The sequence below is a fragment of the Halomonas sp. 141 genome (genome assembly GCF_002810305.1).
Classification (GTDB): domain Bacteria; phylum Pseudomonadota; class Gammaproteobacteria; order Pseudomonadales; family Halomonadaceae; genus Vreelandella; species Vreelandella stevensii.
Window position 1 is genome coordinate 18,912 of the sequence record NZ_PINZ01000038.1, and the last position, 10,856, is coordinate 29,767.

Sequence of the window (10,856 nt, forward strand, 5' to 3'; positions counted from 1 at the left end):
GGTACAATCCTCCCATGATGTCATGTTGCCAGGAGCCCCTGTGACCACGCACTCCCCTGAAGAGCTGTCCACTTCTACGCTTTCACTGCCTGATTCGACGCTGGCACACGAGCTGATAACGCTGCGCGATTACCTGCGCTGGGTCTCCAGCGAGTTTTACCTGGCGGGCCTGCATTATGGCCACGGCACGCAGTCCCCCTGGGACGAAGCGGTCGCCCTGAGCCTGGGCGCGCTGCACTTGCCCTGGAACGTCGACCCCGCCGTGCTCGATGCGCGGCTGCTCCCCATGGAGCGTTCGCGCATCATCAAGCTCGCCCGCGAGCGCATCACCACTCGTCGCCCGTTGCCCTACCTGCTGGGTGAGGCCTTCTTCGCGGGTTACCCCTTCTCGGTAGACGAGCGCGTGCTGATTCCGCGCTCGCCCATTGCCGAGCTGATTGAAGATGGCTTTGCCGCCTGGTTCCCCGAAGAGCCCCCCGCTCGGGTGCTGGACCTGTGTACCGGCTCCGGCTGTATCGGCATCGCCACGGCGCTGGTGCTGCCCACCTGTGATGTCGCGCTGGCGGATATCAGCCAGGACGCCCTGGCCGTGGCGCGCCAGAACATCACCCGTCACGGTGTCGGTGACCGAGTGCGCGCCTGGGAGTCGGACGTGTTCAGCGGCCTTCAGGGGCAGACATTTGACCTGATCGTCTCGAACCCGCCCTACGTGGACGCCCGCGACCTGGCGACCATGCCCGCCGAGTTCCGCCACGAGCCGGACCTTGCGCTGGGCGCTGGCAGCGATGGGCTGGATATCGTCCGGCGTATTCTGCGTGACGCGCGCCGCCATTTGAGCGACGACGGCTGGCTGATCGTCGAGGTGGGCAACTCCGACCGTCATGTAGAGGCCGCTTTCCCCGACGTGCCCTTTATGTGGCTTGACTTCGAGCGTGGCGGCCAGGGCGTGTTTGCCCTGAGCGCCGCTGAACTCGACGCCCATGCGGCGTCTTTTGCGTGAGGAAATAACGCCCATGTCTGGCAACACCTTTGGCAAACTGTTTACCGTCACCACCTTTGGCGAAAGCCACGGCCCTGCGCTGGGGGCCATCGTCGATGGCTGCCCGCCCGGTATCGAGATTAGCGAAGCCGATCTGCAGGGTGACCTGGATCGCCGCCGCCCCGGCAGCTCCCGGCATACTACCCAGCGCAAGGAGCCGGATCAGGTCCGCATTCTCTCTGGCGTGTTCGAAGGCAAGACCACGGGGACCTCCATTGGCCTGCTGATCGAGAATACCGACCAGCGCTCCAAGGACTACTCGAAGATCAAGGATCAGTTCCGGCCCGCCCATGCCGACTACACCTACCATCACAAGTATGGGCATCGTGACTACCGGGGCGGTGGGCGCTCCAGCGCTCGGGAAACCGCCATGCGCGTGGCGGCCGGAGCCATTGCCAAGAAAGTACTGGCGGCACAGGGCATTCAGATTCGTGGCTACATGAGCCAGCTGGGGCCGATCAAGATCGACTTCAAAGACTGGGACAGCGTCGAGCAGAATGCCTTCTTCTGCCCCGATCCGGACAAAGTGCCTGAGCTGGAAAACTACATGGATCAGCTGCGCCGTGACCAGGACTCGGTGGGGGCAGAGATCACCGTGGTGGCGGAAGGCGTGCCGGTGGGGCTTGGCGAGCCGGTGTTCGATCGTCTGGATGCTGATCTGGCGCATGGTCTGATGAGCATCAATGCGGTAAAAGGCATCGAGATTGGCGCCGGTTTTGGCTGCGTGGCACAGCGGGGCAGCGAGCACCGCGATGAGCTGACCCCTGAGGGGTTCCTCTCCAACCATGCCGGGGGCGTGCTGGGCGGTATTTCCAGTGGCCAGCCCATCGTGGCACGGCTGGCGCTGAAACCGACCTCCAGCATCACCACGCCGGGCCGCTCAATCGACGTGCACGGCGAGCCGGTGGAGGTGATTACCAAGGGGCGTCATGACCCCTGTGTGGGCATTCGTGCCACGCCGATTGCCGAAGCCATGATGGCCATGACGCTGCTGGATCACTGGCTGCGCCACCGTGGGCAGAATGCCGATGTCAGCGTTGATACACCGACTATCGGCCAGCGATAACGCCACGGTACGCCTCGGGGTTCGCTGCTACACTCAAGCATGACGGTCAAGGAGTCACCTATGAAGATCAACGTTGAGTTTGACCTGACGCCGGACGAGTTTCGGCGTTCGCTGGGGCTACCGGATGTCGAGGCGTTTCAGCAAAGCCTGCTGGACAACATCCAGCACCAGATGGAGTCCGGGGTGGAGGGTTACGACCCCATGAGCCTGATGCGCCCGTTCCTGCAGCAGCCGATGATGCAACAAGGGCTATCGCAGGGGCTGGCCAACTTCGGTACCTACCAGCAGATGATGCTGGACATGCTGCGGCAGGCGGGTTCCAGTGCCACCAGCAGCCAGTCCCGCGAGGAGCAAGAGGCACCCAGCACGGCCAGCAGTCGAGGTGCCAAGGCGAAAGCCGCCTCGTCACGAACCCGCGCTAAAGGGTAGGGCTGCCGCCAAAGCAGAGTTGTCAAGCGGCAAGCCAGCGATTACTCTTTGTGCGATGCACAATAATTGCGATGTGAATGAGCCACTCCAGGCTCATGCCAGGGAATGAGAGACAGGAGCTACCACAATGCAAGACAAGATGCTAGAGGCGTTCAGCGCCCAGACCCGCCAGATGTTCGAGCCGATGCGCAAGATGAACTCGCTAATGCTCAACAACATGGAAAAGATGACCCAGTACCAGCTGGAAGCCATGAAGCGCTACAGCCAGATGGGGACCGAGCGTATTCGCAGCGCCACCGAAATCAACGATGCCGAAAGCCTGCGTGACTTCGGTACCCGGCAAGCGGAAATGATGAACGAGCTTTCCCAGCAGATGCAGGAAGATGCCCGCGCCATGGGCGAGATGACCCTGCAGTTCAAGACAGAAATGGAGAAGCTGTTCAGCGAAGCCGGGCAAAAAATGAGCGAACAGGCCACGGCAACCGCGAAAGGCGAGTCCTCGGCCAAGGCCACCAGCCAGTCGTCACGCAAGAGCTGATATCACATACTGTTCGCGGCGCCGATGAGGCGCCGCGTTCTTTTGGATGAGCTGTCAGAGCGAACAATGCTCGGCACGCGAGGGGGAACTCGTATGCAGTCAGGGTGGAAAATACCGTCTCAACCGCTAACCCAGTCGGAAATGGAGGCCTGGAAAGCTCAATTGGACGACGTTGCCGAGCAGTACAAGGGGCTGCTCGAAGACCTGCTACAGCGCATCGTGCCCAGTGAAGCCGCAGACTCGGTCTACCGTGACATGCGTGAAAGCTTCGAGGCGGCAGCCCAGTCGCTGATGAGCAACCCCAACCTGCTGTGGCAAACCCAATCGCGGCTGATCCAGGACCAGTGGCTGCTGTGGCAGCAGGGCCTTCGCGCCATGGCGGGCGAGCAGGTCACGCCGCTGATCACGCCCCCCAAGCATGACCGCCGCTTCAGCGACGAGGCCTGGCGCCAGGACCCCTACTACATGGCGATCATGCAGCAGTACCTGCTGTTTTCGCAGATGGTCGAGGAGCTGATCGACGGCCTGAACGGGCTGGACCCCACCCACAAGCGCAACCTGGCGTTCTATGCGCGTCAGGTGGTCAGCGCCATGTCGCCCACCAACTTCGTATCCACCAACCCGGAAGTCATGCGGCGTACGCTGGAGACCAAGGGGCAGAACCTGGTGGACGGCCTGACCCGCCTGCGCGAAGACCTGGCCAACTCGGCCGAAGGGATCAACGTACGCATGACCGACCGTAGCGCCTTCGGGGTCGGCGACAACATCGCCGTGACGCCGGGCTCTGTGGTATACGAAAACGAGCTGATTCAGCTGATTCAGTACGCCCCGACCACCGAGAAAACCTTCAAGACGCCGCTGTTGATCGTGCCGCCATGGATCAACAAGTATTACATTCTCGACCTGCGCGATGACAACTCGCTGGTCAAGTGGCTGGTAGAGCAGGGGCACACGGTGTTTCTGATCTCCTGGCGCAACCCTGGCCCTGCTCAACGCGACATCACCTGGGCCGACTACATGCAGCTGGGGCCGATCAGTGCCATGGAGGCCATCGAGCAGGCCTGCGGCGAAAAGTCGGTCAACCTGGTCAGCTACTGCGTGGGAGGAACGCTCACGGCGTCCACGGTGGCCTACCTGACCAGCACGCGTCGTGGCCGCAAGGTCAAGTCGGTGACCTACATGGCGACGCTGCAGGACTTCCGCGACCCGGGCGACATTGGCGTCTTTCTCAGCGAGCGCGTCATTCAAGGGCTGGAGCAGAGCATGCAGCTCAAGGGCTACCTGGACGGTCGCTCCATGGCGTACACCTTCAACCTGCTGCGGGAAAACGACCTGTTCTGGTCGTTCTACATCAACAACTACCTGAAAGGTGACGAGCCTGCGGCGTTCGATCTGCTCTACTGGAACACCGATGGCACCAACCTGACCGCAGGTACCCACGCCTGGTACCTGCGCCACATGTATCTGGAAAATCGCCTGGTAGAGCCCGGTGGCATCGAGCTGGATGACGTCAAGATCGACCTGCGCAAGATCTCGGCGCCCAGCTATTTCGTCTCGACCAAGGAAGACCACATTGCCAAGTGGAACAGTACTTACTACGGTGCGCTGCTGCCCAAGGGGCCAGTGACCTTCGTGTTAGGGGGCTCCGGGCATATCGCCGGGATCGTTAACCCGCCGCACAAGAACAAGTACGGCTACTGGACGAACGACGAGCTGCCGGACTCCCACGATGCATGGCAGCAAGGGGCGACCTTCAACGAAGGCTCCTGGTGGCCGCACTGGCAGGCCTGGGTGACGGAAAACGGCTACGCGGATGCCGACCCGAAGAAAATGGTGCCAGCCCGTCAGCCCGGAGAGGGGCAGTTAAAGGTGATCGAGCCCGCCCCAGGCCGCTATGTGAAAATGACCATTCCAGAAGTGCTGGGGGAAACCCCCTCGGCCCGCTAAAAGCAAGGCCCCCGCTCGCCGGTCAACGGCGTCAATGCGGGGGCCCGGCAGCAGGCAGGGCTAGCAAGGTGCGTTATCCTGCGCGGCGACGTACAACCCCAGGCAGCAACAGCAGGCCTGCCAGCAGCCAGGTGGGCCAGCTACCCATGCGGGTGAAGGGCGTGAGCCCCTGCATGGCGTGGAACTCGCCGGTCAGGTAGGTGGTTTCGAACTGCGGTGCACGGTCGACGAGCCTGCCGCGGGGGTCGATGATGGCGGTAATGCCGTTGCTGGTGGCACGCACCACGTAGCGGCCATTTTCCAACGCACGCAGGCGCGCCATTTGCAGGTGTTGGTGTGGGCCGATGGAGGCGCCGAACCAGGTGTCGTTGGAGATCGTGACGATGACATCGCTATCCATGGCGCGGCGTGCCACCAGTTGCGGATAGATGATTTCGTAACAGATCGCGTTACCGATGGTGACCCCGGCGGCCTGCATGGGCACCTGATGAGATGCTCCCTTGCTAAAGCTGGACATGGGCAGGTCGAAGAAGTTGATCGCCCCGCGCAGCACGCTTTCCAGCGGCAAGTACTCACCGAACGGTACCAGATGCTCTTTCTGGTAGCTGCCTTCCACGTTGCCGATACCAATCACACTGTTGAAGTAGCGATTGGCCTCGTCCAGTTGCACGATACCGGTGAGCAGCGCCGTTTCAGGTGGCAGGTTGCTCTGCACGCGCTCCAGTACCGGGCGCGCCTGACTGTCGATCATAGGCAGCGCGGTCTCTGGCCACAGGATCAGGTCGGCATCGTCTGCGACCTGACGGGTCAGGTCGCTGTAGATGTTGGCAGCGCTGCGCTGGCCTTCCGGTGTCCATTTCAGTAGCTGCGGAAGGTTGCCCTGAAGCAGGGCCACGCGAGTGGGTTCGTCCACCGGCGTGGTCCAGTGCTGGGGTAGTGCCAGAGGCGTGAGCCAGATGGCCGCCAGCGGCAGCGCTGCCCACCACTGACGGCGCAGGAAGGCCACACCCAGGGTGCCGCTCAAAACGACCAGCAATGAGAGCCAATAGACACCGCCGACGGGGGCCCAGCTGGCCAAGGGCGAGTCGACGTAGCTCGACCCCACCAGTAGCCAGGGAAACCCGGTAAACAGATAGGTGCGCAGTACCTCACCCAGTACCCAGGCACCGGCGAAGGTCACTACTGCCCAACGGGGGCCGACGAAGCGTCGATAGAGCCAGAACGTACCCGCGAAAAACAGCGCCAGTACGGTCACGAACAGCGCGGTGAGAAAGACCGCCAAGGGCATGCCGGTATAGCCGTAATCATGGATCGAGACGTATACCCAGGAGGTGCCGCTGGCAAACAGCGCGACCCCGTACAGCCAGCCCTTCAGCGCGGCCTGAGCCGGGCTCAGCTGATGCAGGCCCAGAAAGAGCAGGCCAATGGCGACAGGCCCCAGCCACCAGAGTTCGAAAGGGGAGGCGGTGAGCGTGGTAAAACCACCGGCCACCAGGGCGGCCAGCAGTTGAAGTGGTAACGTGGGAGTCAACCTCATAGCAATATCCTGTCAGCAGGGTGCAACGGTAACGCAGCGCCAGTGGTGGCTAGTCGGTGTCGGTCTCGTCGTCGGCATCGCGTTCACGATAGGCCTCGAGCAGGCGGATGCGCCGGTTATCGGCATTCAGAATGATAAAGCGCCAACCGCCTAGCGTAGTGTGCTCGCCACGGCCGGGCAGGTGGCCGAATTGCTGCATGACCAGCCCCCCCACGGTGTCGAACTCATCATCGGAAAAGGCCGTGCCAAAGCGTTCATTGAAGTCTTCGATGGGCGTCAAGGCACGGATGGCGAAGTGGCCGTTTTCCAGCGTGCGGATATCGTCCTCTTCGTCGGTATCGTGCTCGTCCTCGATATCCCCGACGATCTGTTCGAGGATATCTTCGATGGTGATGATGCCCGCGGTGCCGCCATACTCGTCCACGACGATGGCCATGTGGTTATGGGTGTCCCGGAACTCCTTGAGCAGGCTGTTGAGGCGCTTGGATTCGGGAATAAACATGGCCGGACGCAGCACGTCTTCCAGCTTGAAGGCGTCGCGCTGCTCCTGGGTCTGGGAGAGCAGCGGCAGCAGGTCCTTGACCAGCAGAATGCCTTTGACGTCGTCGAGATTTTCACCCATCACCGGGTAGCGGGAGTGGCCGGTCTCCTGTATCAGCGGCAGGTAGTCGTCACTGGTCTGGTCCAGGGCGATGGCGGTGACCTGAGAGCGCGGGATGAGGATTTCGCGAACCTGCTGGGCACTGATGTCGAGGGCGCCTTCAATGATCATGATGGCGTCCTGATCCAGTTTCAGCTTGCCGGCCGTGTGGCGTAGAAACGTCATCAGCTCATCCCGTGAGCTGGGTTCGTCGCTGTCTCCGGAAAGGGCGCCAAAGAGTTTCTCGAGCCATGATTTTTGATTGGGGTTGCTCGATCGATCTTCGCTCATTGCGTCAGTTCTCTCAGTTACGGGCAAGGTAGTTCGATTAAAGGGGGGTGATGACAGCTCATCGTTGTATCACTGAGTGGCGGCAGACACCACCGCTAGCAGCAGCTTTCTGCAACAAAGTCACTCACGCCTGATAAGGGTCATCGATCTTCAGGGTCGCCAGCAGCTCCCGCTCGAGCTGCTCCATCTCTTCGGCTTCCTGCTCTTCGATATGGTCATAGCCCATCAGGTGCAGGGTGCCATGAACCACCATGTGTGCGTAATGGTGCTCCAGCAGCTTGTGCTGCTCATGGGCTTCCCGGGCCACCACCGCGTGGCAGATCACCAGATCGCCCAGCAGAGGCAGCGTGATGCCAGGCGGGTTCTCGAAAGGAAACGACAGCACGTTGGTGGGCTTGTCCTTGCCCCGGTAGTCGCGGTTCAGCGCCTGGCTCTCGGCTTCATCCACGAACCGGATGGTCAGCTCTTGGCGGTCGTCGTCTGGATGGCGAGCAAACACGCAGCTCACCCATTGGGTGAGCTGGTCGAGAGAGGGCAGCAGCGGTTCGTCGATGGCCGCTTGCCGATCGATCATCGGCTCGTTCATTGGTCGCCGTCTCCAGCGCGATTGCCCTGGCGTTCGAGGGCCAGCATGCGCGCTTCGCGCTCTTGCTGACGCGCCTCGCGGCGGGCGCGTTCGGCTACTTCCTGCTGCGACTCGAACTCGTCATAGGCTTCGATGATGCGTTGCACCAGCGGGTGACGCACCACGTCCTTGGCAGCAAAATGGGTCACGCCGATGCCGGGGGTCTCCTTGAGCACGTCCAGCACCTGGGAAAGCCCCGAGCGCTGGCCGCGCGGCAGGTCCACCTGGGTGATGTCGCCGGTAATCACCGCCGTCGAGCCAAAGCCGATCCGCGTCAGGAACATTTTCATCTGCTCCGGCGTGGTGTTCTGGCTCTCATCGAGAATGATATAGGAGTTGTTCAGCGTACGGCCACGCATGTACGCCAGCGGCGCGATTTCGATCACCTGACGCTCGATCAGCTTGGCCACCTGCTCGAAGCCGATCATCTCATAGAGCGCGTCGTACAGCGGGCGCAGGTAAGGGTCGATCTTCTGCGCCAGGTCGCCGGGCAAGAAGCCCAGCTTCTCGCCTGCTTCGACGGCCGGGCGCACCAGCAGGATGCGGCGCACTTCCTGCTGGTTGAGCGCTTCGACCGCCGCGGCCACTGCCAGGTAGGTCTTGCCGGTACCCGCAGGCCCAATGCCGAAGTTGATGTCGTGTTCGCGGATGCTCTGCACGTAGCGCTGCTGGTTCAGGCCGCGGGGTTTGATCATGGCACGGGGGGTGCGCATGATCACCTCGTCGCTGCCGCCTTCACCGTCCTCCTCTTCCTCCAGAGCCTCTAGTCCGGACTCCTGCAAGAACAGGTGGACGGTATCTGCCGATAGCTCGGCGGCCGCCGTTTCGCGGTACAGGTGCTCAAGGACATTGGCAGCCGCCTTGATGCGGTTGGCTGCACCGGCCAGCTGAAAAACGTTGCCACGGTTGCGCAACGTCACGTCCAGGCGGCTCTCGATCAGCTTTAGGTGCTCGTCCTGCTGGCCGCAGAGGCTGGCAAGGCGCTGCGGGTCATTGGGTTCAAGGCTTAGGGTAATGATGCGATTGGCCTGAGGTGATGGCTGGCTCAAGAGGAGGAAACCCTTTCGTTGGTGTGTGTGCGTTTCAGCTTAATGCCCCGACGGGGTCGGGGCAATTACCCAGGATAAGAGAAGGCTCAATAACGCTCGGCGGAGGCCAGTTCACCACGCAGCGAGTTGGGCAGCGCTTCGGTGATCTCGACATCGACGAAGTAGCCAATCAGCTCGGTGGGGTTGGCAGCACGGAAATTGACGACCCGGTTGTTCTCGGTACGCCCGGAGAGCTGGCCGGGGTCCTTGGGCGAGAACCCGGTCACCAGAATGCGCTGGGTAGAGCCCACCATACGGCGGCTGATTTGCGCCGCCTGCTGCAGAATGCGTTCCTGCAGAATGGCCAGACGCTGTTTCTTGACGCTTTCCGGGGTGTCGTCGGGCAGGCCCGAAGCGGGGGTGCCAGGGCGTGCCGAGTAGACGAAGCTGAAGGAGTGGTCGAAGCCAATGCGATGGATCAAGTCCATGGTGGCTTCGAAATCCTCTTCGGTCTCGCCGGGGAAACCGATGATGAAGTCGGAGGAGAAGCTGATGTCCGGGCGGTTGGCGCGGATGCGCTCCATTTTCTCGATGTACTCTTCCGCCGTATGGCCGCGCTTCATGGCGCTCAGGATACGGTCGGAACCAGACTGTACCGGCAGGTGCAGGTGGCTCACCAGCTCCGGGATATCGGCAAAGGCATCGACCAGGCTATCGGTGAACTCCACCGGGTGCGAGGTGGTGAAGCGGATACGGTCGATACCGTCCACGGCGGCAATGCAGGCGATCAGTTCGGCCAGGTCGATCTCGTCGCCATCCTCATTGTCGCCGCGGTAGGCGTTGACGTTCTGGCCCAGCAGGTTGATTTCCCGTACACCCTGGTCGGCCAAGTGGATGACCTCATCCATCACGGCTTCGAAGGGGCGCGAGACCTCTTCGCCGCGGGTGTAGGGCACCACGCAGAAGGTGCAGTACTTGGAGCAGCCTTCCATCACCGACACGAACGCCGTGGCGCCATCCGACTTGGGCTGGGGCAGGTGGTCGAACTTTTCGATTTCGGGGAAGGTGACATCCACCGCCGCAATCTGGTTGTTCTTGCGGGCGTCGAGCATCTGGGGAACGCGATGCAGGGTTTGCGGCCCGAAGATCATGTCCACGTAAGGTGCGCGTTTGCGCAGCGCTTCGCCTTCCTGGCTGGCCACGCAGCCACCGACGCCAATGACCAGTTCCGGGTTGGCGTCCTTGAGCTTCTTCCAACGGCCCAGTTGGTGGTAGACCTTGTCCTGTGCCTTTTCACGAATCGAGCAGGTGTTCAGCAGAATGACGTCCGCTTCCTTCTCGTTGTCGGTGAGCTCCAGCTGATGGGATTCGCCGAGTAGGTCTGCCATCCGAGAGGAGTCGTACTCGTTCATTTGGCAGCCGTGCGTTTTGATGAAGAGCTTCTTCGCCATCGGTACCTGTCGTCTATGGGTCGTCTTTCTGAAGAGACGAGGGATGAATGAAAAAATCGTTGGGCAGTCATCTGCCGCTGAATGGCTGCATTATACGGACACACCGAACCAGCGGCTAGCACTCCACTTGTAATCGAGACTTGACCCGCGCGTTTCTATCAGTATACTACGCACCGTGTTTGAGCAGTTCCTCGATAGCTCAGTTGGTAGAGCAAATGACTGTTAATCATTGGGTCGCAGGTTCGAGTCCTGCTCGAGGAGCCAA

The 10,856-nt window shown here is 61.5% G+C and carries 10 protein-coding genes and 1 tRNA gene; 6 read left to right on the top strand and 5 right to left on the bottom strand.

The features are described from left to right. Nucleotides 1-22: 22 nt before the first annotated feature. The 5 genes from prmB to phaC all read left to right on the top strand — a co-directional run bounded on the left by prmB (nucleotide 23) and on the right by phaC (nucleotide 5,019). Entirely contained in the window at nucleotides 23-1,000 is a 978-nt protein-coding gene (gene prmB, locus CWI66_RS13915; RefSeq protein ID WP_176212910.1) for a 50S ribosomal protein L3 N(5)-glutamine methyltransferase, read from the top strand. A gap of 13 nt (nucleotides 1,001-1,013) precedes the next feature. Continuing rightward, complete coding sequence (gene aroC, locus CWI66_RS13920; RefSeq protein WP_100732006.1) at nucleotides 1,014-2,105, top strand: chorismate synthase; 1,092 nt, start codon at nucleotides 1,014-1,016, stop codon at nucleotides 2,103-2,105. A 60-nt stretch (nucleotides 2,106-2,165) separates the two neighbouring features. Then, nucleotides 2,166-2,534 (top strand): hypothetical protein, encoded by a 369-nt coding sequence (locus CWI66_RS13925; protein ID WP_100732007.1) that lies wholly within the window; start codon nucleotides 2,166-2,168, stop codon nucleotides 2,532-2,534. Nucleotides 2,535-2,661: 127 nt separating this feature from the next. Then, nucleotides 2,662-3,072, top strand: a complete 411-nt coding sequence (locus CWI66_RS13930) for a phasin family protein (RefSeq protein WP_016914445.1) — start codon at nucleotides 2,662-2,664, stop codon at nucleotides 3,070-3,072. 93 nt (nucleotides 3,073-3,165) lie between these two features. Then, entirely contained in the window at nucleotides 3,166-5,019 is a 1,854-nt protein-coding gene (gene phaC, locus CWI66_RS13935; RefSeq protein ID WP_026001773.1) for a class I poly(R)-hydroxyalkanoic acid synthase, read from the top strand. A gap of 73 nt (nucleotides 5,020-5,092) precedes the next feature. On the opposite strand, the gene lnt is transcribed toward phaC, so the two are convergent. From lnt to miaB, 5 genes are all read right to left on the bottom strand, one after another. Next, the gene (lnt, locus tag CWI66_RS13940; protein WP_100732008.1) at nucleotides 5,093-6,556 is read right to left on the bottom strand and encodes an apolipoprotein N-acyltransferase; all 1,464 of its coding nucleotides are present in this window, start codon (nucleotides 6,554-6,556) and stop codon (nucleotides 5,093-5,095) included. Nucleotides 6,557-6,605: 49 nt separating this feature from the next. Continuing rightward, on the bottom strand, nucleotides 6,606-7,487 hold the full coding sequence (locus CWI66_RS13945) for an HlyC/CorC family transporter (RefSeq protein WP_100732009.1): 882 nt from the start codon (nucleotides 7,485-7,487) through the stop codon (nucleotides 6,606-6,608). A 124-nt stretch (nucleotides 7,488-7,611) separates the two neighbouring features. Further along, complete coding sequence (gene ybeY, locus CWI66_RS13950; protein WP_016914441.1) at nucleotides 7,612-8,073, bottom strand: rRNA maturation RNase YbeY; 462 nt, start codon at nucleotides 8,071-8,073, stop codon at nucleotides 7,612-7,614. Next, nucleotides 8,070-9,161: a PhoH family protein gene (locus tag CWI66_RS13955; protein ID WP_100732010.1), complete on the bottom strand. Its 1,092-nt coding sequence runs from the start codon at nucleotides 9,159-9,161 to the stop codon at nucleotides 8,070-8,072. The genes ybeY and CWI66_RS13955 overlap by 4 nt, the downstream gene beginning before the upstream one ends. Nucleotides 9,162-9,247: 86 nt before the next feature. Continuing rightward, complete coding sequence (miaB, locus tag CWI66_RS13960) at nucleotides 9,248-10,591, bottom strand: tRNA (N6-isopentenyl adenosine(37)-C2)-methylthiotransferase MiaB (protein WP_081195650.1); 1,344 nt, start codon at nucleotides 10,589-10,591, stop codon at nucleotides 9,248-9,250. Nucleotides 10,592-10,779: 188 nt separating this feature from the next. On the opposite strand from miaB, the gene CWI66_RS13965 reads away from it, so the two are divergent. Further along, nucleotides 10,780-10,855: transfer RNA gene (locus CWI66_RS13965), tRNA-Asn, on the top strand. Nucleotide 10,856: the final 1 nt, after the last annotated feature.

What these genes read in the sequence shown, in the direction of transcription:
- prmB (WP_176212910.1), top strand. Translation starts at nt 23, where the DNA reads ATGTTGCCAGGAGCCCCTGTGACCACGCACTCCCCTGAAGAGCTGTCC.
- aroC (WP_100732006.1), top strand. Translation starts at nt 1,014, where the DNA reads ATGTCTGGCAACACCTTTGGCAAACTGTTTACCGTCACCACCTTTGGC.
- CWI66_RS13925 (WP_100732007.1), top strand. Translation starts at nt 2,166, where the DNA reads ATGAAGATCAACGTTGAGTTTGACCTGACGCCGGACGAGTTTCGGCGT.
- CWI66_RS13930 (WP_016914445.1), top strand. Translation starts at nt 2,662, where the DNA reads ATGCAAGACAAGATGCTAGAGGCGTTCAGCGCCCAGACCCGCCAGATG.
- phaC (WP_026001773.1), top strand. Translation starts at nt 3,166, where the DNA reads ATGCAGTCAGGGTGGAAAATACCGTCTCAACCGCTAACCCAGTCGGAA.
- lnt (WP_100732008.1), bottom strand. Translation starts at nt 6,556, where the DNA reads ATGAGGTTGACTCCCACGTTACCACTTCAACTGCTGGCCGCCCTGGTG.
- CWI66_RS13945 (WP_100732009.1), bottom strand. Translation starts at nt 7,487, where the DNA reads ATGAGCGAAGATCGATCGAGCAACCCCAATCAAAAATCATGGCTCGAG.
- ybeY (WP_016914441.1), bottom strand. Translation starts at nt 8,073, where the DNA reads ATGAACGAGCCGATGATCGATCGGCAAGCGGCCATCGACGAACCGCTG.
- miaB (WP_081195650.1), bottom strand. Translation starts at nt 10,591, where the DNA reads ATGGCGAAGAAGCTCTTCATCAAAACGCACGGCTGCCAAATGAACGAG.